21 protein-coding genes, 1 tRNA gene and 1 riboswitch are annotated in these 24373 nt (G+C 63.1%); of the genes, 11 read left to right on the top strand and 11 right to left on the bottom strand.

Annotated elements, in window-relative coordinates; translation table 11 throughout:
• Window positions 1-182: 182 nt before the first annotated feature.
• Window positions 183-818 (top strand): maleylacetoacetate isomerase, encoded by a 636-nt coding sequence (gene maiA, locus C7I56_RS00515; RefSeq protein ID WP_106638614.1) that lies wholly within the window; start codon window positions 183-185, stop codon window positions 816-818.
• A gap of 171 nt (window positions 819-989) precedes the next feature.
• Here the strand turns inward: maiA and C7I56_RS00510 are convergent, their stop codons facing one another.
• Window positions 990-1589 carry a TetR/AcrR family transcriptional regulator gene (locus C7I56_RS00510; RefSeq protein WP_158702932.1) on the bottom strand — a complete coding sequence of 200 codons (600 nt, stop codon included), beginning with the start codon at window positions 1587-1589 and terminating at the stop codon, window positions 990-992.
• Between the two features lie 184 nt (window positions 1590-1773).
• On the opposite strand from C7I56_RS00510, the gene C7I56_RS00505 reads away from it, so the two are divergent.
• From C7I56_RS00505 to C7I56_RS00495, 3 genes are all read left to right on the top strand, one after another.
• Window positions 1774-2964 (top strand): efflux RND transporter periplasmic adaptor subunit, encoded by a 1191-nt coding sequence (locus C7I56_RS00505; protein WP_106638612.1) that lies wholly within the window; start codon window positions 1774-1776, stop codon window positions 2962-2964.
• 124 nt (window positions 2965-3088) lie between these two features.
• The gene (locus C7I56_RS00500; RefSeq protein WP_106638611.1) at window positions 3089-6298 is read left to right on the top strand and encodes an efflux RND transporter permease subunit; all 3210 of its coding nucleotides are present in this window, start codon (window positions 3089-3091) and stop codon (window positions 6296-6298) included.
• Window positions 6295-7689 carry an efflux transporter outer membrane subunit gene (locus C7I56_RS00495; RefSeq protein WP_106638610.1) on the top strand — a complete coding sequence of 465 codons (1395 nt, stop codon included), beginning with the start codon at window positions 6295-6297 and terminating at the stop codon, window positions 7687-7689. The genes C7I56_RS00500 and C7I56_RS00495 overlap by 4 nt, the downstream gene beginning before the upstream one ends.
• Before the next feature lie 24 nt (window positions 7690-7713).
• Here the strand turns inward: C7I56_RS00495 and C7I56_RS00490 are convergent, their stop codons facing one another.
• A complete protein-coding gene (locus C7I56_RS00490; protein ID WP_106638609.1) occupies window positions 7714-9618 on the bottom strand; it encodes a TonB-dependent receptor plug domain-containing protein in 1905 nt (634 codons plus the stop codon).
• A gap of 176 nt (window positions 9619-9794) precedes the next feature.
• Window positions 9795-10001, bottom strand: a riboswitch (cobalamin riboswitch).
• Window positions 10002-10107: 106 nt separating this feature from the next.
• A tRNA-Leu gene (locus C7I56_RS00485) sits at window positions 10108-10194 on the bottom strand.
• A gap of 104 nt (window positions 10195-10298) precedes the next feature.
• Between C7I56_RS00485 and C7I56_RS00480 the strand changes: the two genes are divergently transcribed.
• From C7I56_RS00480 to C7I56_RS00460, 5 genes are all read left to right on the top strand, one after another.
• Complete coding sequence (locus tag C7I56_RS00480) at window positions 10299-11231, top strand: complex I NDUFA9 subunit family protein (RefSeq protein WP_106638608.1); 933 nt, start codon at window positions 10299-10301, stop codon at window positions 11229-11231.
• Between the two features lie 15 nt (window positions 11232-11246).
• A complete protein-coding gene (locus tag C7I56_RS00475; protein ID WP_106638607.1) occupies window positions 11247-12050 on the top strand; it encodes an undecaprenyl-diphosphate phosphatase in 804 nt (267 codons plus the stop codon).
• Window positions 12051-12107: 57 nt separating this feature from the next.
• Window positions 12108-12896: a DUF2059 domain-containing protein gene (locus C7I56_RS00470; protein WP_106638606.1), complete on the top strand. Its 789-nt coding sequence runs from the start codon at window positions 12108-12110 to the stop codon at window positions 12894-12896.
• Window positions 12897-12981: 85 nt separating this feature from the next.
• Window positions 12982-13401: a hypothetical protein gene (locus C7I56_RS00465; protein ID WP_106638605.1), complete on the top strand. Its 420-nt coding sequence runs from the start codon at window positions 12982-12984 to the stop codon at window positions 13399-13401.
• Between the two features lie 52 nt (window positions 13402-13453).
• Entirely contained in the window at window positions 13454-14128 is a 675-nt protein-coding gene (locus C7I56_RS00460) for a glutathione S-transferase family protein (RefSeq protein ID WP_106638604.1), read from the top strand.
• Window positions 14129-14132: 4 nt separating this feature from the next.
• Here the strand turns inward: C7I56_RS00460 and C7I56_RS00455 are convergent, their stop codons facing one another.
• From C7I56_RS00455 to C7I56_RS00445, 3 genes are read right to left on the bottom strand one after another with little or no spacing between them, the layout of a single operon-like run.
• Window positions 14133-15404 carry a DUF445 domain-containing protein gene (locus C7I56_RS00455; protein WP_425352353.1) on the bottom strand — a complete coding sequence of 424 codons (1272 nt, stop codon included), beginning with the start codon at window positions 15402-15404 and terminating at the stop codon, window positions 14133-14135.
• Window positions 15405-15434: 30 nt separating this feature from the next.
• Complete coding sequence (locus C7I56_RS00450; RefSeq protein ID WP_106638603.1) at window positions 15435-18503, bottom strand: efflux RND transporter permease subunit; 3069 nt, start codon at window positions 18501-18503, stop codon at window positions 15435-15437.
• An 11-nt stretch (window positions 18504-18514) separates the two neighbouring features.
• The gene (locus tag C7I56_RS00445; protein ID WP_106638602.1) at window positions 18515-19717 is read right to left on the bottom strand and encodes an efflux RND transporter periplasmic adaptor subunit; all 1203 of its coding nucleotides are present in this window, start codon (window positions 19715-19717) and stop codon (window positions 18515-18517) included.
• 264 nt (window positions 19718-19981) lie between these two features.
• Between C7I56_RS00445 and C7I56_RS00440 the strand changes: the two genes are divergently transcribed.
• On the top strand, window positions 19982-20698 hold the full coding sequence (locus tag C7I56_RS00440) for an SIMPL domain-containing protein (protein WP_106638601.1): 717 nt from the start codon (window positions 19982-19984) through the stop codon (window positions 20696-20698).
• An 88-nt stretch (window positions 20699-20786) separates the two neighbouring features.
• On the opposite strand, the gene C7I56_RS00435 is transcribed toward C7I56_RS00440, so the two are convergent.
• The 3 genes from C7I56_RS00435 to C7I56_RS00425 form a co-directional block, all read right to left on the bottom strand.
• Window positions 20787-21044, bottom strand: a complete 258-nt coding sequence (locus C7I56_RS00435) for a GlsB/YeaQ/YmgE family stress response membrane protein (protein ID WP_106638600.1) — start codon at window positions 21042-21044, stop codon at window positions 20787-20789.
• Window positions 21045-21237: 193 nt separating this feature from the next.
• The gene (sciP, locus tag C7I56_RS00430) at window positions 21238-21537 is read right to left on the bottom strand and encodes a CtrA inhibitor SciP (RefSeq protein ID WP_106638599.1); all 300 of its coding nucleotides are present in this window, start codon (window positions 21535-21537) and stop codon (window positions 21238-21240) included.
• Between the two features lie 103 nt (window positions 21538-21640).
• Window positions 21641-21922: a hypothetical protein gene (locus tag C7I56_RS00425; protein WP_106638598.1), complete on the bottom strand. Its 282-nt coding sequence runs from the start codon at window positions 21920-21922 to the stop codon at window positions 21641-21643.
• Window positions 21923-22041: 119 nt separating this feature from the next.
• Between C7I56_RS00425 and mnmA the strand changes: the two genes are divergently transcribed.
• Window positions 22042-23148 (top strand): tRNA 2-thiouridine(34) synthase MnmA, encoded by a 1107-nt coding sequence (gene mnmA, locus C7I56_RS00420; protein ID WP_106639550.1) that lies wholly within the window; start codon window positions 22042-22044, stop codon window positions 23146-23148.
• Between the two features lie 557 nt (window positions 23149-23705).
• On the opposite strand, the gene C7I56_RS00415 is transcribed toward mnmA, so the two are convergent.
• Window positions 23706-24104 carry a hypothetical protein gene (locus tag C7I56_RS00415; RefSeq protein ID WP_106638597.1) on the bottom strand — a complete coding sequence of 133 codons (399 nt, stop codon included), beginning with the start codon at window positions 24102-24104 and terminating at the stop codon, window positions 23706-23708.
• Between the two features lie 125 nt (window positions 24105-24229).
• A complete protein-coding gene (locus tag C7I56_RS12675) occupies window positions 24230-24355 on the bottom strand; it encodes a hypothetical protein (RefSeq protein ID WP_280951936.1) in 126 nt (41 codons plus the stop codon).
• Window positions 24356-24373 lie beyond the last annotated feature (18 nt).

Genomic DNA, 24373 nt, shown 5'->3' with positions numbered 1-24373 from the left:
CTCGCAATCGTCATCGAAAAAGCTCTGCCTCTCATGCGGGTCTTTTCAATCAACGGCCTGCTCTCTCCCCGGGTTTCACCCCGCTTTTCTCCCTTTTGGCGCGATCGGCAGATTGTCCCGCGCTTACGTCCCGCGCAAGCATTTTGCTGGCCTGAAACGGGACAGCGGACTAGCCTCTCTCCATGACCAAGCCCGTCCTCTTCGATTATTTCCGCTCGTCGGCCAGCTACCGCGTTCGCATCGCGCTCAATATGAAGGGCGTCGCTTATGACAGCGTTCCGGTCAGCCTGATCGACGGCGAACAGAAAAGCCCTGAACATCTCGCCCGCAATCCGCAGGGCTTCGTGCCGCTGCTCGATATCGACGGCCACCGCATCGCGCAGAGCCTGGCGATCATCGACTATCTCGACGCCCGTTTCCCCGAGCCGAAGCTGGTGCCCGTCGATCCGGCGGACCGCGCGCACGTCTTCTCGCTCGCCCTTCTCATCGCCTGCGACATCCACCCGGTGAACAATCTGCGCATCCTGAAATATCTCGCCGGGCCCTTGGAGCAACCGCAGGAGGTGCGCGACGATTGGTACCGCCACTGGATCAAGGAAGGCTTCGCTGCGCTCGAGCAAATGGCAAAAGCCCGCGCGGGCCGCTTCCTCTTCGGCGATATGCCGACCCTAGCCGACATCTGCCTCGTCCCGCAAATGTTCAACGCCCGCCGCTTCAACCTGCCGCTGGATGATTATCTGACTTTGGTGCGCGTCGATGCGGAAGCGAGCCAGCTCCCCGCCTTCGCGGCGGCACATCCGGATAAAGTCGCGCCCTGATTAGAACGCCACTCTGACCCCGCCTCGTAACCCACCCTCGTCACCCCGGCGAAAGCCGGGGTCTCATGACGAAAAAGGCGCATTCTGGTCCCGAGATACCGGCTTTCGCCGGTATGACGGTGGGGGGATACCGCAGTTATGGCGAAGCGGGGGCGACCGCGGGCATGACGATCAGTAGGAGGGCTTATCCTCTTCCAGCGCCACCTTCACCAGCCGCTCGATCCGCCGCGCGACATCGTGACGGCAGGCCCCTTCGCACACCGTCTCCACGGCCATGATGGAGCGCATGATCGCCGTCCCCATCATCACCGCCATCGCCATCGACGCTCGCTGCTGCGCGCCCTCCCCGCCGATCAGCGCGGCAAGCGGTTCCAGCACATCGGCACTGAACGCGCTCCGCACGATCGAGGACGCGACCGGGGAGGATGCCGACCGCAGGATGATCAGCAGCCGCTCCATATTATGCCCGTCTTCATCCGGCGCCTGCTCTGTCGCCATCGCGGCAAGGCGCGCGGCAAGGGCACCCGCGTCGGTCAGGCCGTCGAACTTTTCCTCTTTGCCGTGGCTGAGGACGGCGCGGAACAGCCCTTCCTTGCCGCCGAAATAGCGGCTGACGAGCGCGACATCGACGCCCGCATCGCCCGCCACGTCGCGTAAGCCCACATTGTCGTAGCTCTCATTGAGGAACCGGCGCCACGCCGCAGCGAGTATCGCTTCGCGCGTTACTGCCGCGTTCCGGACGCGGGGACGATCATCTAGCGGACTTGTCACACTTTTTGCGGTACCATGAATCGCGCCCACGTCAACAATTGATGACTTTTGGTGTCATCAGCTGTTGACACGATGAACGGCGGTTCATAGTGGGTCATCGCCTGTTGACTTGCAGCGCGGATTTCCGGGGCTTTAGGGGGGGTCGTATTCCTCTCGTCCGGCGCGCAAAAACCGGAAAAGACATATGAAAGCCAATATCTTCGCTGCTGCCTTGTTGCTGGCGCTCGCCGGGTGCTCGAATGCCGACGAATCGGCCGGGGGTCCGCCGCCTGCCATGCCCGTCACCGTCGCGAAGCCGCTCGTTCAGGACGTTGTTGACTGGGACGACTATGTCGGCCGCTTTGAAGCGATCCAGAGTGTCGAGGTGCGCCCGCGCGCGACCGGCTATCTGCAGGCGGTTCACTTCCGCGACGGCCAATATGTGCAAAAGGGCCAGACCCTTTTCACCATCGATGCGCGCCCGTCGCAGGCGGCGCTTGAACAGTCTCGCGCCCAGCTCGCCCGCGCCGAAGCGACGCTCGCCAATGCGCGGACCGAACTCGCCCGCTCCGAAACCCTCGCCGCCTCTCGCGCCGCAAGCCAGGAAGAGGTTGAGGCCCGCCGCGCCGCCGTCCGCGCCGGACAGGCCGATGTTGCCGCGGGCCGTGCCTCGGTTCGCGCCGCCCAATTGAATGTCGGCTTCACCCGCGTCGTCGCCCCGATTTCGGGCCGCGTCGGCGAACGCCTTGTCGACGCCGGCAACAGCGTCGCCGCCGATCAGACGATCCTCACTACCATCGTCTCGACCGAGCCCATTCACTTCGCCTTCGAAGGCTCCGAAGCCCTGCTGCTGAAATATCAGCGCCAGAACCAAGGCACCGGCGCCGGCACCGAAGTGCGCATCCGTCTGTCCGACGAAGCCACCTACAGCCGCTCGGGCCGCCTCGATTTCATCAACAATGCGGTGACGACGGGTTCGGGCACCATTCGCCTGCGTGCCGTGGTTCCCAATCCCGATGGCTTCCTGAAGCCCGGCATGTTCGGCCATATGCGCCTTGCGGGGTCTGCCCCCTACCGCGCCATGCTTGTGCCGGACACGGCGATCGTCACCGACGCCGCCCGCAAGGTCGTCTATGTGGTTGCGAAGGACGGCACGGTAACGGCCAAGCCGGTCGAACTCGGCCCGCTATTGGGCAGCCACCGCGTCATCCGCAAGGGCATCGCGCCCAATGAACAGGTTATCATTTCCGGCCTCCAGCGCGCCCAGCCGGGCCAGAAGGTGCAACCCAAGCCCGGTAAGGTGCCGCCGCTCAGCACCGCGCCGACCGCAACCGTCGAAGGCCTCGCCCCGCCGCCATCCTCGGCCACCGTGGTCGGCAAAGCGGGCGGCCAGTAATCGCGATGCCGATGCCCCTCCATTGTGCTCCGGCGAACGCCGGAGCCCGGCGGCACCGCTCGTGCCGCTGGCCCCTGCTTTTGCAGGGCAACACTCCTCTTCCTCTCTTGAGCAGGCCTAAGCCATGAATATCTCAGGCTTCTTCATCGAACGGCCGATCTTCGCATCGGTTATCGCGGTGTTCATCACGCTGATCGGCGCCTTCGCCTATCCGCAGCTGCCGCTCGCCCAATATCCGGAAATCGCGCCGCCGACGATCACCGTCAACGCGGCCTATCCGGGCGCGTCCTCCGAAACGCTCGCCGAAACCGTGGCAACGCCGCTCGAACAGGAAATTAATGGCGTCGAAAACATGCTCTACATGAGCTCGTCTTCGACGTCCGGCGCCGTCGGTATCACCATCACCTTCAAGCCCGGCACCGATCTCGATGCCGCGCAGGTGCTGGTGCAAAACCGCGTCGCCCTTGCCGAACCGCGCCTGCCCGAACAGGTGCGCCAGGTCGGCGTCACCGTCGCCAAGCAGTCGACCGGCTTCCTGATGATCGTCGCCCTGACCTCGGACGATCCCAATCTCGACGTCGATTATGTCGGCAATTACGCCAATTCGAACCTTCGCGATCGCCTGCTCCGCCTCGAAGGTGTCGGCGGCGTCCAGGTGTTCGGCGGCGGAAATTATTCCATGCGCGTCTGGATCGATCCGGACCGCGCCGCCGCCCGCAACTTGACGGCTGGAGAAATCGTCTCGGCGCTTCGCACCCAGAATGTGCAGGTCGCTGCCGGTGCCGTCGGCCAACCGCCTTACGCCACCGGCAACCCCGCCTTCGAAGTGCCGTTGCAGGTACAGGGCCGCCTTTCCGACCCGGCCGAATTTTCCGATGTGGTCTTGAAGACCGATCCGCAAACCGGCGCGATCACCCGCCTTCGCGACGTCGCACGGGTGGAGCTCGGCTCGCAAGATTACGGGATCGAGGCGCAGTTCGGCGGCAAGCGCGGCGTCGCGCTCGCGATCATCCAGCAGCCCGGCTCCAACGCACTTGATGCTGCGGAACTGGTCCTGAACGAGATGGAAGCCGCATCCAAGGAACTCCCGCCCGGCGTCACTTATTCCATCCCCTACAATCCGACCGAATATGTCGCGGCGTCGGTGGAAGCGGTGCAGGAAACCCTGCTCGAAGCCGTCGTGCTCGTCATGCTCGTCGTCATCGTCTTCCTCCAGACGTGGCGCGCCGCGGTTATCCCGATCATCGCCATTCCGATCGCGCTCGTCGGCACCTTCGCCGCGCAGCTCGCCCTGGGCTTCTCGATCAACTCGCTGTCGCTCTTCGCGCTCGTCCTCGCCGTCGGCATCGTCGTCGACGACGCAATCGTGGTGGTCGAAGCGGTGGAAAAGCATATTCGTCAAGGCCTATCCCCTCGCGAGGCCGCCCATCGCACGATGCGCGAAGTGTCCGGGGCTCTCATCGCCATCGGGCTCGTGCTCACCGCCGTGTTCGTGCCCACCGCCTTCGTGTCGGGTATTCCCGGCATCTTCTACCGCCAGTTCGCGGTGACGATCGCCGCGGCCTCGATCATCTCGCTTCTTGTGTCCCTCACTCTTTCGCCCGCCATGGCCGCGCTTCTCCTGAAGCCGCACAAGGAAGGCGATCACGAAGATGAAGGGCCGCGCTGGATGCGTCCGGTCAAGAAGGCCGGCGCCAAGTTCAACCAGGGTTTCGACTGGCTTTCCGACCGCTACGGCAAGTGGACCGCCAAACTGATCCGCCTGACCACGATCATGCTGGTCGTCTATGCGGGCCTCCTCGCGCTCACCGGCTGGCGCCTTGCCGACACGCCGACGGGCTTCATTCCCGAACAGGATCAGGGCTTCCTGATCGGCGTCGTCCAACTGCCGCCGGGCTCCTCGCTCGAACGCACGACGGAGGTTTTGAACAAGGCACAATCGATCGCCTTCGACACGCCCGGCATCGTCACCGCCGCCTCCTTCGCAGGCCTCGACGGCGCCAGCTTCTCGCAGGCATCGAACGCAGGCACCATGTTCCTGAAGCTCTCCGATTTCGAAGAGCGCAAGGGCGAGGGCATGAGCGCGAACGAACTCTCGCAGATGCTCACCGGCAAGATTGCGGGTTCGATCGAAAATGCCAACGTCTTCTTCATCGCGCCGCCCGCCGTGCCGGGCCTCGGCAATGGCAGCGGCTTCACGATGATGCTGCAGGACCGCTCGGGTCAGGGCTACAAGGCGCTTGAAGGGGCGACCTTCGCGATGATGGGCGGCGCGTCCCAGATGAAGGAAGTCACCCAGGTCTTCAGCCTATTCAACACCGGCTCGCCCCGCATCGCCGCGGACGTGGACCGTGAAAAGGCGCAGATCCTGGGCGTGCAGCCCGCGCAGGTTTACGAGGCTTTGGGCACCTATTTAGGCTCCACCTACGTCAACGACTTCAACATGCTCGGCCGCACCTTCCGCGTGACCGCGCAGGCCGAACCGTCGGCCCGCGACGATCTCTCGGACGTCGGCCGTCTGCAGGTGCGTTCGGCCTCGGGCCAGATGGTCCCGCTCTCCGCCGTCGCGGCCCTTCGTTACGACAGCGGCCCGGCGCGCGTCGTCCGCTACAACATGTTCCCGGCGGTCGAGCTTCAGGGCCAGGCCGCGCCGGGCGTGTCGTCGGGTGCCGCCATCCAGGCGATGGAAGGCCTCGCACAGCAGACCCTTCCGCAGGGCATGAGCTATGAATGGACGGGCCTCGCCTATCAGGAGCAGGCGGCGGGCAATACCGCCACGCTCGTCTTCCTGCTTGCGGTCGTGTTCGTCTTCCTCGTCCTCGCCGCACAATATGAAGCGCTGACGCTGCCTTTGGCAGTCATCCTGATCGTCCCCATGTGTATCCTCGCCGCATTGCTCGGCGTGAATATCCGGGGTCAGGACAATAATATCCTGACGCAGATCGGCCTCGTCGTGCTCGTCGCTTTGGCCGCGAAGAACGCGATCCTCATCGTCGAATTCGCCAAGCAGGCGGAAGACGAAGAAGGGAAGGACCGGTTCGAAGCTGCCGTTCAGGCCGCGGGCTCGCGTCTCCGTCCGATCCTGATGACCAGCTTCGCCTTCATCTTCGGCGTGATCCCGCTCGCCATCGCGGTGGGCCCTGGCGCGGAGATGCGGCAGGCCTTGGGCACCGCCGTGTCCTTCGGCATGCTCGGCGTCACCATCTTCGGCCTCATCTTCACGCCACTCTTCTACGTCCTCGCGCGCAAGCTTGGCATCTCTTTCGCCGACTATCGCGCCCGCGCGCGTAAACATCCGCCAACTTCCGCAGAGCCCCAGGGAGGGGCCGCATGATGACCTCCAAGCTCCTCACCGGCCTCAGCTTTCTGGCCCTCTCGGCCTGCGCCGTCGGCCCGGACTATCGTTCGCCTGCCCCCGCCGCCCCGGCCCAGACACCCTTCTCCGCGGCCCAGTCGCCAACTTTCACCGGCGACGAACCGGCCGGAAAATGGTGGAGTCTCTATGGGAATCCGACCCTCGATTCCCTCGTAGAACAGGCGCTCACCGCCAACACCGACCTCCGCGTCGCCGCCGCCAATCTGGCCCGGTCCCGCGCGGTCCTCCGCGAAGCCCGCACCGGCCGCCTGCCCTCGACGGACCTCTCCGCCTCGGCTAGCTACGCCCGCACCCCGGGCAATGGCGAGGGGCCCATAGAGGGCGAGATCTACGATGTCGGCCTCGACGTCGGCTATCAGGTCGACCTCTTCGGCCGGATCAGCCGCGCCATCGAGGCGGGCCGCGCCGATGTGGACGCCGTCCAGGCCGCCTACGATTTCACCCGCATCACGGTCGCCGCCGAGACGACCCGTGCCTATGCCGACGCTTGCAGCGCGGGCCAGCAGCTCGCCGTCGCGCGCCGCACCGTGTCCTTGCAGGAAGAGACGTTCGACCTCACCCGCCGCCTGTTCGAAGGGGGCCGCGCCACCGGCCTCGACACCGCGCAGGCAGGTTCGCTCCTCGAGCAGACCCGCGCCGCTATCCCCACGCTGGAAGCCGCGCGCCGCACCGCGCTCTACCGCCTTGCCGTCCTCACCGGACGCCCACCCGCCGAGTTCCCGGCAGAGGTCGCGTCGTGCGAAACCCCGCCGGTCCTGACCAGCCCGATCCCCGTCGGCAACGGTGCGACCCTGCTCGCCCGTCGTCCGGACATCCGCGCCGCCGAGCGCCGCCTCGCCGCCGCCACGGCCCGCGTCGGTGTCGCCACCGCCGATCTCTATCCGAGCATCAGCATCGGCGGATCGATCGGCTCCACCGCGACCTCGATCGGCGACATCGCCTCAAGCTCGGCCTTCCGGTTCGGCATCGGCCCGCTCATCTCGTGGAGCTTCCCGAACATCGCCGCCGCCAAGACACGCGTCGCTCAGGCCGAAGCCTCTGCCGAAGGCGCGCTCGCCGAATTCGACGGCACCTGGCTCAATGCCCTTCGCGAGACCGAAAGCGCCCTCACCCTCTACGCCAATGAGCTGGACCGTGTCGCAACCCTCCGCCGCGCTCGCGACAATGGCGCCGAAGCCGCCCGCATCGCGCGTCTGCGCTATCAGGCGGGGCGGGAGAGCTTCCAGATCGTTCTCGACGCCGAACGCCAGCTCGCCCAGACCGAAGCCCTGCTCGCCCAATCGGAAGCGCAGCTCTCCACCAACCAGATCGCCCTGTTCCTGGCGCTTGGCGGTGGCTGGGAGAGCTAAGCCTCCCCCAGTCACCGCCCGGTATCAGAAGCGCGCCTTCACGCCCGCATAAGCGGCGCGGCCCGGGCTGCGGTAGCTGAAGAGTTCCTCATAGTCCGTGTCGAGCAGATTCTCGATCCGGCCGAATGCGGACAAGGCGTTCGTCAGCTTCCATTCCGCCGCGAGGTTGACGAGGACGAAGTCGTCCAGCGTCACCGTGCGGGGCGACCAATCGGGCGCATAAGTGACATCGTCCTGCTTGCCATTGTAACGGACGGTGAGATTTGCGCCGCCCCGATCGTCCGGCGCCTGCCAACCGACATTCAGGCTGGCGATATGCGGCGCGCGGCGCACCTCCTTGTCGCCATCTTCGCGGGCACTTGTGTAGGTATAGGCCGCGTCGATCCGCCATGCTTCGCCAATGCGCGCTTCCCCGAACAGTTCGATGCCGCGCTGCTTCGATTTGGTATCGCGGTTGGCGGGTGAGGCCTCATATTCCGGAGGAAGATAGACGGTATAGATTTCATCCGTCAGCACAGTGTCGAAATAAGTAATGCCGATGCGCGAGCGATTGCCGTCAAAGCTCTGCTCGACACCAATTTCCCAGCCCTCCGACCGCTCCGGATCCAGGTCCGGATTGCCGGTATAGCGGCCATCCACATAACCGTAGAGTTCGTTAAAGCCCGGATTCTTGATGCCGGACCCGGCCGCTGTGCGCACCCGCGTGCCGGACGCGAAGGCATAGCTGCCCTGAACCCGGTAGGTCGTCGCATTCCGGAACCGGTCATTGTCGTCATGGCGGATCGCAGCGCCGATCGCAGCATTATCGCCGATGGTCAGATCATATTGTCCGACAAGGCCGAGATTGTCCGTGTGGCGCTTGCCGGTGAAGGCATAGCCGGTTGGATCGGTGTTCCGGTATTCCTCGCGCTCCAGATCGGCTGCGGCTGTCAGGCGGTGCTGCACGGCGCCGGTGCCGAACCGGAAAGCGGTCACATAGGACGCCTTGGTTCGCTGCCCTTCATCGCCATAAGACGGCGTGAAATATTCCGTGCCCTTGCGCTCCGTATCGGCAATCTGCGCGGACAGATCGTGGGTCCACCGTCCGTCGATCGCGGCAAATTCGGCGCGGACCAGGCCATACCAGGCTTCATTGTTGAAATAGGTGCCGGGCGTATCGATCGTGAAACCGAAAGTCGGGCTGGCGGGATCATAATCCGTGCCGTTGAAGTCCGCCTCCGTCCGGGCATAACGGCCTACCGCGCTCAGGCGGAGAGTGTCGGTGGGGGACCAGCCAAGCTTCACCGTACCGGCGAGGCTGAGGCGGGCCAGATCGCGATCGCCGCCCCGCGCGTCCGACGTGCCTTCCGTGCTGGCCAGCGTCGCCGTCGCGGCATAATCGAAATCGCCCGCAACGCCCCCAGCGCGCGCACCGGCATTGAACGTGCCGAACGATCCCGCTTCCGCGCGGAAGCGATAGCCAGGCGCCTCTGCTCCGCTCGCCGTGATGTAGTGAATGACGCCGCCAATTGCGTCGGACCCATATAGCGCACCCTGTTGCCCGCGCAGCACCTCGATCCGCGCGGCATCGTCGACGATCAACGTTCCGAAGTCGAACTCGCCATAATAAGGATCGGAAACCTCGATACCGTCGATAAGGACCAGCGTGTGATTGCCCTCCGCGCCCCGCATACGGACTTGCGCCAAACCCGAAATCGGGCTGACCGCGAGGCCCGGCACGTCGCGCAGCACGTCAGCGATCGTCCGCGCCTGCCGGCGCTCCAACGCTTCCTCATCGATGATGGTGGCGGAGCCGCCATATGTATTGCGGTCGATGCCGTCGCCATCGCGCGTCGCGGTGACGATGATGTCGCCTTCCTCAGCGAGGGCGGGCGCGGCGATCAGTGAACCCGCGATCGCGGCAGTGGAAGCGTAAAGCAAATTTTTCATCGGGACTGTCCCCCAAACGTCCGTGCGACATCGGCGTGGGGCATCCGCGCAGCGCGCGCGGCCGGGCGCACCGGCGAACGGACGTGAAGGCCCGCCGGTCGTCCGTGCGGCCCACGCCGCACTCATTCGTCGCTCGAACGAGAAGTCCCGTGCCCCGGCCAATCCCTGAGCCAAAGCGAGAGCGACATGCGCCGGTCGGTCTCCTGGCTCGCGGGTCATCGTCTGCTGCACGCCTTCCCGGGCCTTTGCCCAGTGGCCGCGGCCTTTCCGAAAAGGAAGCCGCCGGCGCAACACACTCACCGCTCACAGTTACAGGGATAGCCTCAGATCAGGCGAAAAGACCGCCCTCCTGCGTTCCCGGTACCGGCACGTCATGCCGAGGGCAGAAATACCGCCCTCACGGCGCCCTTTAAGCAGCCGGATTCGCCATGCCAAGCGCAATTGCGCTTTGGCGTCTCGCGCCGACGCGATTCATCGATGTCAGGAAAATGGTGCCCAGAAGAGGACTCGAACCTCCACGCCCTTGCGAGCGCCAGCACCTGAAGCTGGTGCGTCTACCAATTCCGCCATCTGGGCACGGGGTAGGCGGCGCGCTTAGCGGGCGCGCGGGGCGCTTGTCAATCGAGAGACGAGCGGGCAAGGGGACAAAATCGCTCCAAGGCTGCAAAGGAAGGCGTAAAATGGACCGTCTGGTCACTGTATTCGGAGGCGGCGGCTTTATCGGCCGTTATGTCACGCAGGGCTTGCTGAAAGCCGGATGGCGCGTCCGAATCGCGCAGCGCGATCCTAAACAGGCCTGGTATCTGAAGCCGCTTGGTGGCCTTGGCCAAACCCAGTTCGTCGCGTGCGACATCCGCAAGCCGGATTCCGTGGCCCGTGCGCTGCAGGGATCGGAAGCGGTCGTGAACCTGGTGGGCATCCTCAAGGGTAATTTTAAAGCCTTTCACATGGACGGTGCCGCGAACATCGCCCGTGCGGCGGCGGAAGCGGGTGTAAAAACCCTTGTTCATATGTCCGCCATCGGCGCCGATCCTGAAAGCCCGTCCGCTTATGGCCGGTCCAAGGGCAAGGGCGAAGAGGCCGTTCGTGCCGCTTTCCCCAATGCGACAATCCTGCGCCCGTCCGTGGTGTTCGGCCGCGAGGACAATTTCGTGAACCGTTTTGCGCGCATGGGGTGGCTGCCGGTGCTTCCGGTCATTCGTGGCGCTTCGCGCCTTCAACCGGTGTTCGTCGGCGATGTCGCCCGCGCGGTTTGTGCGGCCATCACCGATCCGGGCGCCCACGCCGGGCAAACCTACGAGATTGGCGGGCCGCAGGTCATGACGATGCTGGAATTGAACCAGTTCATCGCGCGCCAGACGGGCCGCGACCATCATATCGCCGATATTCCGGATGCAGCGGGGAGCCTGATGGCCCGCGCGGTGGGCTGGCTGCCGGGCGCGCCGATTACCTGGGATCAATGGCTGATGCTGACGCGCGACAATGTCGTGAGCGACGGCGCGAAAGGCCTGAAGGCGCTGGGCATCACGCCGACGCCGCTTGCCGCCGTGACCGAAGGCTGGCTCACCGCCTATCGCCGCCACGGTCGCTTCGCCGCCAAATCGCCTTACTGACGCGCGGCCATTTTTATGACCACCGATATCCTAACGTACATCCTGCTCGGCTTTATCGAGGGGCTAACGGAATTCCTGCCCGTCTCCTCGACCGGCCATCTTATCCTCGCAGGCGCGTTGCTCGGTTTTGAGGGTGAAGCCTCGAAGACCTTCAAGATCGCGATCCAGCTGGGTGCGATCCTCGCCGTCCTCCTCGCCTATCGCGACCGCTTCTGGAAGGTGACGATTGGCCTTGCCGCGCGCGAAGGCGGATCGATCGCCTTCACCCGCAACATCCTGCTCGGCTTCCTTCCCGCCATGGTGATCGGCGTCGTCGCCTATAAGAGCATCCGCGCATTGATGGAGACGCCGGAGATCGTCGCGGTGGCGCTGATCGTCGGCGGCATCCTCATCCTCCTTATCGAGCGGATGGTGAAGGCCGTTCGCATCCACAGCGTCGAGACGATGCCCGCAAAATCGGCCCTGGCGATCGGCATTGTGCAATGTCTTGCCATGATCCCCGGCGTCAGCCGTTCGGGCGCGACGATCATGGGCGCTTTGCTAATGGGCGTCGAGCGCAAGACCGCGGCGGAATTCAGCTTCTTCCTCGCCGTGCCGACGATGATCGCGGCAACCGCCTACGATCTCTACCAGAATCGCGATCTGCTGTCGGCGGGAGACCTGCAGGGCATCGCCATCGGCTTCGTCACGGCCTTCGTCGTGGCGTTGGCGGTTGTAAAGGCTTTCGTCGCCGTCGTATCGCGTTACGGCTTCGCACCCTTCGCCTGGTATCGCATTGTCATCGGCAGCGCGGCGCTCGTCTGGCTGACGCTGCGCTGAGCTTGACTTGTTTTCCTGCTGCGTCCGGAGCGCAGGCAGGCCAGTGGGAGTACCATCATGATCACCATCGCTGCCGCCATCGCTTTGGCAACGCCTATCGTTCAGGCTGAGCCGGGGAACGTTGCGCCCGCGGCTGAAACTGCGGTCGATCCGGCGCGTCTGGAAATCGCGCAGCAAGTGGTCGAGCAAGTTTGGCCGCTCGGCACGGCGTCGCGCATGATGAAGGAAAGCGCGGACGGCATGATGGATCAGATCCTGGCTGGCGCATTAGGCATGTCGGCCGCGGACATGGCCAAGATGGACGGCCAGCCGACCGACGGCATCGATCCTGACGCGACCGTGGGCGATCAGGCACGGGCGGCGGATCCGCATTTCGAGGAAAGGATGCGGATCGGCATCAAGGTGATGAATGACGAAATGGCCGTCCTGTTCAGCGCGATGGAGCCCACGCTCCGCGACGGGCTGGCAAAGGCCTATGCGCGCCGCTTTACCAGCAGCGAACTCACGGATCTGAACACATTTTTCAAGACCCCGACGGGCGCCAAATATGCCCGCGACATGATGACCATCATGCAAGACCCGGAGATCATCGCTTCGATGCAAAGCTATGCGCCGATGATGATGGAGGCGATGCCCGGTATGATGAAGAAGGTTGAGGAGGCGACCGCACACCTGCCACCGCCACCGAAGCGCCCGGAAGAAACGCAAGACAGCCTGATCGAGCAGCAAATGATGGATGTGCTGGAGGAGCCGGCCGACGAAAGCTATGTGCCGGTGGACGAGCTGCCTGAGCCCGGGATGGAGGATGAAACTCCATTGGACGCGGAAGACATTCCGGTCAGCTGAGCGTTCAGCGGGGGCTCATCCCCAAGCTTTAAGGCGACCCACATATTTCGCATGCGTTTTCAGGCGATTGATGTGGAGAAGCTTGATGCGACTGTTGTTTCTTGCCCCTGTTTTTCTCCTCGCGGCAGCGCCGGCGGCGGCCCAATATCATGATTCCCGTGACGACGAGATCGTGCGCGCGCTCCCGACGCCCGGAGAGATGGCGGATGTCAGCGACATGATCGGCCGGGTCATGTCCGCAATGATGGATATAGAAATAGGCGGCGTTGTCGAAGCGATCGATCCGGGTGCCCGCGGCCCCCGTGACCGCACGCTTCGCGATATGGCCGGGCGCGACGATCCTTATTTCGAGGATCGGATGCGCCGATCGGTTTACGGTGCCGTAACCGACATGGGCGATATCATGACTGATATTACAATCCTTACGCCGCGTCTTCGCCGCTCGCTCGAGGATTTGGGCCGCGATGTCGATGATGCGGTACGGGATCTCCCCAGCCGCCGATAAAGTCGCGGCGAAGAGTGGACTGATTTCGCGTCTTCGCTAAAGAAGAGCGCGCATGTGGCAACTCTATCAATTTCCGCTTTGTCCATTTTCCCGCAAGGTTCGCCTTCTGCTGGGCGAAAAGGGCGTGGGGCACGAGCTGGTGCGCGAATCCCCATGGATGAAGCGCGATGAATTTGTCGATATGAACCCGGCGGGGCAAACGCCGGTGCTGGTCGAACCCACCAAGGGCATCAGCCTCATCGATAGCGGCGCGATCTGCGAATATTTCGAAGAGACGGTTGAAAAGTCGCCGATGATCCCGGGGACCGCTGCTCAGCGCGCCGAAGTCCGTCGTCTCGTCGCTTGGTTCGACGGGCGCCTTTATGGAGAGGTGGTCGCGCCTCTTTTGGAAGAGCGCATGACGAAGCGCCTCGTCACCCGCGATCCGCCGGATACGCGCGTACTGCGCGAGGCGATGAAGGTCGCGAACGCGCATCTCGATTATCTCGATTATTTGCTCGATCACCGCCGCTGGCTTGCGGGTCCGGTGCTGAGCCTCGCCGATCTCGCGGCAGCGGCGCACCTGTCGGTGGCAGATTATCTGGGCGGCATTGATTGGCGCGGTCACAAGCAGACGACGGACTGGTATTCGGTAATGAAGTCTCGGCCGAGTTTCCGGGCCTTCCTGGGCGAACGGATGGAAGTGATCTCGCCACCTGCTCATTACGACAAAGTGGACTTCTTTTAGGCCCTCACAGCGTCGTTTCGGCGACGTGAATGAGCAGGCCGACCAGGCCCCCGACAAGCGTACCGTTGATCCTGATATACTGAAGGTCGCGGCCGACCGCGCCTTCCAGGCGGCCAGTGATGGTGCGCGCATCCCAACTGCGCACGGTTTCGGACACGAGAGCGACGATGCCGTTGCCATAAGTCGCGACGATGCCGACAAGGGCCCGGCGGGCGAATTGATTGATCGCGGCCTTGAGGCGCGCATCTTCCTGTAGCGTTTGACCGAGCTGGCGGAGCGCGTCGCCGAACTTGCCAGCCAACGCCGCATCGGGGTCGCGAGCGGCTTTAAGCAGCGCCGCGCGGCCATTTTCCCACAGGCCGTCCATCCAGTCGCCGACAGCGTCATTTTCGACGATATTGTTCTTCATTTCCTCGACCTTCGCCTGGGTCTCGGGATCGGTACGCAGGTTCTGGGCGAGCCTGGCCAGCCCTTCTTCCGCGCTCTGACGCAAGGGATGTTCAGGATCGACCGCCATATCGATGGTGAGGCGGCGCAGGCCATCGATGATCGAATCCGCGAGGCGATCGTCAATGCCGGCGAGGCGCATCACCCAGCCCGCGCGCTCGTGCACCATCTGGCGGATCACATCCTCATTGGCGTCTAGCGTCCGCCCGGCCCAGGTGACGATGCTGTCGAGAACGGGCACGTGCCGATTTTCGTCCATCGCCGCTTCCAGCGATTGACCGAGAACGGGCGACACTTGCAGCGTCTTGATGCGCGAGGAAATGGCGCTTTTCACCATGCCGCCCAGCCGCTCCTGATCGAGCGATTCCAAGATATCGACTATGAGGCGGGATGCACCTTCGCGCAGGCGCCCCTCCTCACGCGGCGGATCGGTAAGAAAGCGACCGATCGCGCCCGCCACATCGACGCCGCGCATACGCCGCGCGACGACGGAGGGGGTGAGGAAGTTGGTTTTGAGGAAGGCGGCGAGCGTGTCGCCGATCCGATCTTTGTTGCGCGGGATGATCGCCGTATGTGGGATGGGCAGGCCGAGCGGATGGCGGAAGAGCGCCGTCACCGCGAACCAATCGGCAAGGCCCCCGACCATCGCGGCTTCGGCAAAGGCCTTTACGAAACTCCAAGCGGGGTGCGCATCCTTCATCGACGTGGCGAGCAGAAACAAAGCGGCCATCGCAACCAGCATGCCGGTCGCCATGATCCGCATGTTGGGCGCGCCGCCTTGCATGGGATGAAGAAGGCGAACGGGGCCGGACGGGCGAGGCGCAGTCATGCCCCTATATCGCCCGTCCGGCCTTTTGGTTCATTCCGCGGGCTGAACGGATGGCCCGTGATCCTCTGGCCCTTTATAAGTGAGGAGCTTCCGACCATGGCGGGCCAAGCGTTTCTCAAAACCGAGAGCGAGAGAGAAGAGCGCCGGGACAAGCACCAGTGTGAGCACCGTCGAGAGTAACAAGCCGCCGATCACGGTGATCCCCATAGGCGCACGCCAGGCACCATCGCCAGACAGAGCCAATGCCGTGGGCACCATGCCGGCGACCATTGCGACCGTCGTCATGACGATCGGCTGCGCTCTCTTGTGGCCAGCGTCCAGGATCGCCGTCATTTTGTCGACGCCCTTCTCCATTTCCTCAAGCGCGAAATCTATGAGGAGGATGGAGTTCTTCGCGACAATACCGAGCAACATGAGGATGCCGATATAGACGGGGAGAGAAACCGGGTTGCCCGTTGCGAGCAGTGCCAAGGTGCCGCCAAGGGGGGCGAGCAACAAAGATCCAAGGTTCACGAGCGGTGGCATCAGACGCTTATAGAGCAGGACGAGCACCGCGAAGACCATGAAGATGCCGGAGATGACCGCGACGATAAAGCTCTGGATCAGTTCCGACTGCCACTTTTGCATGCCCGACACGACCTGATTTACGCCAAGCGGCAGATTTTTCATGGTCGGCAGCTGATTGATCTTCGCCCATGCCTGGCCGCTCACCATACCGGGGGCGAGATCGGCCCCTATGGTGACGCGGCGCATCTGGTTCATGCGATCGATCCGGGTCGGACCTGCGCCGAAGCCGATGTCAGCGACAAGCTTCAGGGGGACCGAGCCACCCGCCGTCGTCGGCACTGGCAGGTTTTCGATCGTCGACAAACGCGAACGAGCGTTTTCATTGAGCGACACGCGGATCGGGATCTGGCGATCGGACAGCGAGAATTTTGCGCTGTTCTGATCGATGTCGCCCAAGGTCGCGATGCGGATAGCGCTGCTGAGTGCGCCAGTCGTCACGCCGAGCTCGGCCGCAAGGTCAAGACGGGGCCGAATGGTGATTTCGGGTCGCTGGAGATCGCCATTTACCCGGGGTGCCACGACTTCCGGAACCGAAGCCATTTCCTGAACCAGCTTGTTCGCCGTTTCCTGAAGCTTGACGGGATCATCGCTTCCCAAGGTGACCATGATGTCGCGACCGCCGCCAAATTGGGAGCGGAAGGATACACGCGCATCGGGAATGTTTGCGAGTTGCGGCGCAATCGCCCGTTCGAACTCGATACTCGTGCGCGTCTTGTCTTCCTTATAGATGGCAGTGACATTGGCGCTGCCGACGAACACTCGCGTGAACGTCGACTCCACCTCCGGTTGCTGCTTCAGCAAGTTGGCGACCTGACGCGCAACAGCTCCGGTCTGCACGAGCGTGCTGCCGGGAACCATTTCGATAGAGGCCGTCGAACGATCCTGATCGGTTTCCGGCTGGAAGGTTTGCGGAAGCATCGCAAATGTGCCGACCGTCAGAAGGAGCGCCACAATCCCGCCGACGACCGCCGTCCAGCGATGCTTCAGTGTGAAGCGAAGAACGGCCATATACCAGTCCATGGCCTTGCCCTCACCATGCGACTGATGGCCCTTCGACTTCAAAAAGTACGCGGCGATCATGGGGGTGATAAGGCGTGCGACGGCAAGGCTCATCAAGACTGCGGCGACCACGGTGAAGCCGAAATTCTTGAAGAACTGGCCCGCCACGCCGGGCATCAGACCGACCGGGAAGAATACCGCGACAATCGACATGGTAGTGGCGAGCACCGCGAGGCCAATCTCGTCCGCTGCCTCTATCGACGCCTGATAGGCCGATTTGCCCATGCGCATATGCCGGACGATATTTTCGATCTCCACGATCGCGTCGTCGACCAGCACGCCGGCCACCAGCGAAAGCGCGAGCAATGTCATGGTGTTGAGCGTGAAGCCCATCATTTCCATGAACCAGAAAGCGGGAATAGCCGAGAGCGGAATGGCGAGGGCCGAGATGATCGTCGCGCGCCAATCGCGGAGGAAGAGGAATACGATGAGAACCGCCAGCACGGCGCCCTCGATCATGGCCATCATCGAGCTGTGATATTGCTCCTTGGCATATTTCACATTGTCGAAGATGAGCTTGAACTGAACATCCGGGTTGCGCTTTTCGAGCGCTTTCAGCTTTTCCATCGCACCGTCATAGACCGACACGTCGGATTCATTTTTCGCGCGCTGGAAGCTGAAAGCCAGCACTTGCTGGCCGTCCTGCGTGGCATAAGAACGTTGCTCGGCGTAAAGATCGCGCACGTCGGCGATGTCGCCGAGTTTCACCGTTCGACCGCCGCCTACCGAGATCTGGGTCTCGCTGAGCGCGAAGGCGTCGGCGGCATTGCCGAGCACGCGGACCGACTGCTCAGACCCCGCAATTTCGGCCCGCCCGCCCGCGGCGTTAAGGTTCACCTGGCGAAGCTGTTGGTTGACCTGGCTGGCCGTCAGACCCTGGGCCTGCAACTTGGCGGGATCGAGGATAACGCGAATTTCGCGATTGACGCCGCCGGTCCGGTCGACGCCCGCCATGCCCGGAACCGACAACAATTCCTTCGTGACCGTATTGTCGACATACCAGCTCAATTGCTCGAGCGTCATACTGGTCGAGACAACGGTGAAGCTCGCAAGGTCATTATCCGTCGTATCGACGCGAAACACTTGCGGCTCCAAAATCCCTTCTGGCAGCTGCCCCCTTATCTGGGTCACTGCGTCGCGAACGTCGTTCACCGAGCGGTCGATCGGCGTTCCGATCGCGAGCTGGATCACCGTTGTCGAACTGCCTTCGGTGACATTTGAATTGATTTCCTCGATACCGGGGAGCGACCGGACGGCGGCTTCGACCTTTTGCGTGATCTGGTTCTCAAGCTCCGTCGGCGCCGCTCCGGGCTGAGAGATCGCAACGATAACAACCGGAAAATCGATGTCCGGATCGTTCTGCACCTCCATCCGCGAAAAGCTGATCAAGCCGGCCAAAGTAAGGGCCACGAACAGGACAAGCGAGGGAACCGGGTTCCGGATCGCCCAAGCCGATATGTTGCGGAAGCTCATGTCGGATCGCCTTAACGTTTGGCCGTCGCGCGGACGGGCTGGACGGTATCGCCGGGGTTCAAGAATGCGCCGGCCGACTGGACGACCCGCTCATTGCCCTGAAGGCCGCCGGTTATGGCGACGCCCGCATCCGACACGTCGCCAATCTGCACGTCGCGGCGGACAATCTTGTTATTATTGTCGACGATGTAGACGAAATTGCCCTTGTCGTCGCTCTGCACCGCCGATTCCGGGAGCAGCGGCGCGTCGACCGCGCCCGCGCGGATATCCGCGGAGGCGAATCCGCCCGGGCGGATTCCCTTGTTATAGGGGATCGAAATGCGCGCTTCGCCCTGACGCGTCTGCGGATCGATAACCGGGGACACTTGCCAAACCGAACCGGACACCGTTTGCGTGGAGCCGACGGGCGTGACGCTGGCAGGAACGCCCACGGAAAGGCGCGTCAGATCTTCCTGAGACAGGCGAGCGAGCATTTCCATCTCGCCACCCATGGCGATGCGGAATAGGGCTCCGGAACCAGCGCTGACGACCTGCCCCGGCTCGACCATGCGATCGAGTACAAGGCCGGCGGCGGGCGCTGTCACATCGAGCTTGCCGATGCGTGCGCGGGTTTCGGCGAGTTGCGCCTGGGCGACGCGGACGCGAGCATTGGCGGCGTTCAACGTCGCCTGTTTGCGGTCGATGTCGGCCTGAGACACGAAGCCGCGGGCGACAAGCGCCTGTGCGCGCTTCAATTCATTGGCGGCCAATGCGGCGTCGGCGCGGGCGACGTCGATTTGGGCAGCGAGCTGCTGCGCCTGCTGCGTCTGAACCGAACGTTCGATGATGGCGAGCGTCTGACCGGCGCCCACCCACTGGCCCGGTTCGACGAGGACGCGCGTAACGGTGCCGCCTTCGCCCGACACGCCCACCGGCATATCGCGGCGCGCGGCGAGCGTGCCGGTCGCGGAAATGAGGCGGGCAACCTGCTGACGGCCCGGCACGATCACGGTGACACGCGGTGTTGCGCCCGACTGCCCCTTGACGGCGGGCCCGGCGGCCTTTTCTTCCGATCCGCCCGAAAAAGCGAAGACGGCAGCGACGATGACGAGCAGCGCGATCACGCTTGCGATGATGATCGTGCGGCGGCGGCGGTTGCGGATGATGATCTCATCCTCGCTATACTCCCCGCCCGAAAGAGCATCACGACGCCATTGAGCCGCTTCGATATTCATCTTCTTGTCTTTCCCAAAGGTCGCACGGCTGCTGCCGCGTCTGGCTGTATTATCTCAATAAGGCACCAGCCTCAAGCCGGAATTATGTTTGCGGGAACCCGACCATGCTGGACGCGCGCCATACACCGATAAGGCACGATTTTCCATCGACTTTGCTATTCGAAGATGAACTTCAGCTGTCTTTGCCATTCAGCAACAATGCACCGATAGACGCGTTGGTGAAGCCGCCGTCGTTGCGGTGAAGAAACAGTTTTGGAGACCAAGATGATTCGACTGCTCACCCTTGCTTCCGCCATTGCGCTGATCCCCGCCGCAGCCCCGGTGGCCGCGCAGGACGCGGCTGCTATCCGTCCAATCGACGGCACCCGGCTGGACGTGGTGGCGACCGGGGAAGTCACCCGGGTGCCAGACATCGCCCGGATCAGCACCGGTGTGGTGACCCAAGCGCCGACCGCCAGCGACGCCATTCGCCAGAATGCGGCCGCAATGAACAAGGTGCGTGCTGCCCTGAAACGAGCGGGCATCGCCGATCGGGACATCCAGACGAGCAGCCTCAACCTCAATCCCGATTATCGCTATCAGGACAATCAGCCGCCGCAACTCACCGGCTATCGTGCCAGCACGGATGTGAGCGTCCGGTTCCGCGATATTGCCAAGACCGGCCAGATTCTCGACGCCCTGGTCGCTCAAGGGGCGAACCAGATCAACGGTCCGACGCTGATGATCGACAAGGAAGATGAAGCAATGGACGAAGCGCGCACCGACGCTCTCGCCAAAGCCCGCGCCCGCGCCGATCTCTATGCTCGCGCCATGGGCAAGCGTGTCGGGCGGATCCTGTCGGTGAGCGAAATGGGCGCGGCGCGCCCGGCACCGATGCCTTACGCCGTAGCCGAAGCCCGCGACGCGGGAAGTGCCGCCAAGATCGATCCGGGCGAGCAGGCGGTGAACGTCACGCTCTCAGTCAGTTTCGAACTGCAGTAAGTGAAGTCGGCTGTCCTTAGCCGCACAACGAAAAGGGCCGCTCCGGACGATCCGGAGCGGCCCTTTTCAAGCCATCAAGCTGCGGCGATTAGCGCACGCGGCCGCGACGGAAAAGGTTGACGATTGCGAGCAGGATAACCGCGCCGAGCAACGACACCAGGAACGAGGTGAGCTTCAGCGGCGCATTGTTGATCGAGCCGCCGGAGATAATAAGGCCGCCGATAAATGCGCCGACGATGCCGACGACGATGTTCAACAGGATGCCCTGCTGTGCGTCCGTACGCATGATGATGCTGGCCAACCAGCCGATAATGCCGCCGATGATGAGCCAAAGAATGATACCCATTGATGGTCTCCTTTCCCTTTTTTGCGCCGGTGAACCGGGTGATTCTGTCGGCGATGTGAAGGGCAAGACGCGCCAGTGCCGCGCTTGTTCCTCCCCGCCCGCCGCTGTTTCTTGAGGCGGCGGAGCGATCGGGAAACGACTCAAATCGCGGATTGTTTCGGGAAAGGAGCGAAAGGCGCGGCGGCGCGTCCTGTCAGGCGCGCCTCTGCCGCTCGTAAAGCGACTTGTAATGCTGGATGCGGGTGACACGAAGGCCTGCCATTCCCGCGCGATCGACGGCGCGCTGCCAGGTCGCGAATTCCTCCAATGTCAGGCCGTATCGTTCGCATGCTTCGTCGATGGACAGGAGACCGCCATTCACCGCCGCAACGACTTCCGCCTTGCGGCGAACCACCCAGCGCGTGGTGGAACGCGGCGGCAGCGTATCGACGGTCAGCGGCTCGCCGAGCGGCCCGATGACCTGAGCGGGGCGGATTTTCTGGTTCTCGATCATTGCTGCCTCAATGAGCCCGCGACACCGGGCTTTCTCCCTTTTTGAACGCACCGCCGTGGGGCAGCGGCACGAAACTCGTAATTGCGGGAAGTAAATATTCCCTTCACGGCTGCGGGGGATCGATCTCCCGTTCCGCAACATCGCGGTTGAACGAGCCACCTTGGCCTAGGATCGCGCGGCGCCAGGCCGGGCCGCCCTCGATCAGGTCGACAAAGCAATCCTCTGCCGCAGCAGGTGTCGGTTCCCCGCCATCAATAACCGGAGCGAAAGCGGCGGGCCCGCTTCCTTGCGCGGCGTTGAGCAGGGCAACGAGCATCGGATAGTCGAGCGCGCTCTGCCGATCGGCCGCCTTGAGGCGCGGACGTCTGTGGGGTGTCATGTCCATGAGTCGGAAGGCTAGGTTCGGGAGAATGACGATTCGGTAAACGCCGCATAAAGCTTTTAAGCCGTCCGTCCCGAAGCGGGACTGTGCGAAGCGCCTTCATCGTCCTATATGCGCCCGTCATGACAGCGGATTTCCAGCTTAGCCGTCCGGCCAACGAGGCGCGGATCGTCGTCGCCATGTCGGGCGGGGTCGATTCGTCTGTCGTGGCCGCGCTTGCCGCCCGCACCGGGGCGGAGGTGATCGGCGTCACGCTCCAGCTCTACGATCACGGCATGGCGGTGCAGAAGCCGGGAAGCTGCTGCGCGGGCCAGGATATTTACGACGCCCGCACGGTCTGCGACCGGCTTGGCATCGCCCATTATGTGTTCGATTATGAAAGCCGCTTCCGCGAGGGCGTGATCGACCGCTTCGCCGACGAATATATGAAGGGCCGCACGCCCATTCCTTGCGTGCGCTGCAACCAGGGCGTGAAATTTACCGACCTTCTTTCGCTTGCCAGGGAACTCGGCGCCGATTGCCTTGCCACCGGTCATTATGTCCGTCGCGTAGTCGGACCGAAGCGCACGGAACTGCATCGCGGCGCCGATCCCGCCCGCGACCAAAGCTATTTCCTGTTTGCGACGACGCAGGAACAGCTCGACTTCCTGCGCTTCCCATTGGGCGATATGCCGAAGAGCGCGGTACGCGAAATCGCCAAGGAGCTGGCCCTCGCGGTTGCCGACAAGCCCGACAGTCAGGACATCTGCTTCGTGCCCAATGGCGATTATGCTTCGGTCGTGAAGAAGGTGCGCCCGGAAGCTGAGGATGATGGCGAGATCGTCGACCGCGCGGGCAATGTGCTTGGACGCCATAAGGGCCTCATCCATTATACGGTCGGCCAACGCCGGGGTCTCGAAATCGGCGGGCAGCCGGAACCGCTTTATGTCGTAAAGCTGGAGCCGGAGAGCCGCCGCGTGATCGTCGGCCCCAAGAGCGCGCTTGCCGTTCGTGCCGCGCGATTGGGAGAGATCAACTGGCTCGGCGGCGAGGGACAAGGCCGTTACAGCGCCAAGGTGCGGTCCATGGCCCGCCCCACGCCGGCTCGCTTCGATGGCGAGAGCATCCATTTCGACGCCCCCGAATATGGCGTCGCGCCCGGGCAGGCGGCAGTCCTTTATGATGGCGATCGGGTCATGGGTGGCGGCTGGATCGAAGAAACGGTCGCGGCTGAGATGGAAACGGCCTGACTTCAGCCTACCTCCATAACACCTCTTTATCTTACATCCGCTAGGGCTGAGCTTGTCGAAGCCCGTGTGAATTGCGCATTGCACACGCCCTTCCACAGGCTCAGGGCTAGCGGGGTGGGAAATGCAATATCGGCTCGGTTTACCGTTGGCCCTAAGACTGTCGAAAGGCTGTCTTTTACTTATCGACCCGACAAAGGAAGACCGGTGATTCAGCCGTCGCCCTGATCGAGGGCCATCACCACTTTCTTCGGTGCCCATTCCCGCCAGGCCGCCTGGAGCCGCGCGCGTAGCGCCTCATCATCGACCGCATCCAGCCGGATGAGCACAGTCGGCCAGCCCTTATAATGATCGGTTTCGAAGAAGGCATCCGGGGCCGCACCCCAGAAGATGCTCCTTCACTGGAATTTCGCACATGAGGACGAGGATACCCGCCGAGTGAACCCGGATCATAAGCTTGCTGCCAACTTCAGCGCAGGCGTGCCATAGGAAGTCTACCGCTCGATACCTGTATATCCTTCCAAGACCCGCTCGGCCCGGGCGATATCCTCTTCCAATGCTCAGATGTCCGTTTTGGCGTCGGTTCCCCCCTGCGGCGCGGATTTGCGCGCCTTAACTTGCTCTTCGATCCCCTCAAGCGCGGTGATCGCACGGTCGGCCATGTCATTGGCAAGGTTCGTCAGTGCGTCCTTAAGGGAATCGCCGGCTTCGAAAATCCGGTCCTTCGTCGCTCGTACCTTAGGCGAAGACGCCGCTTTCTTTGCGGTCAGCGCGCCCGCAGCGGCCACGAGCGCGGCTGCGGCGATTTCGGCAACGATCGGATTTTCAACGGCTCGGAGAACGGGATCGGCAGCCGTTCGCACTTTCTTGGGCACTTTGACGCCCGCGATCGTCTTTGGAACCTTCAACTTGGCCTTGGCTTTCTTGCCGTCCTTCGTTTTCGTGCCGGATTTCGCCATATCGTCCTCGCTCTTCGAACTGATCTACTGATATAATACAGCTCGCCCGTTTGCCAATATAAAAGGCGGACCGTCCTTTCGAACGATCCGCCTCCGGGAAAAGCTCCCTTAGAAGCAAAGGCAGCTTATTGCTGCTGGCGGTCCTGCCGCTGCTTGCCGCTCTCGCCCTGTTGCTGACGGGATTGGCCGCTTTGCTGCTGCTCCTGCTGCTTTTGCGATTGCTGGCGTCCAGACTTGTTCTGGTTGGCCATGGCTTCTTCTCCTTCAAT

It is taken from the genome of Allosphingosinicella vermicomposti (assembly GCF_003012815.1).
GTDB classification, from domain to species: domain Bacteria; phylum Pseudomonadota; class Alphaproteobacteria; order Sphingomonadales; family Sphingomonadaceae; genus Allosphingosinicella; species Allosphingosinicella vermicomposti.
Note: the sequence above shows the minus strand (reverse complement) of the source record. Positions and strands in the feature narration are given on the sequence as shown.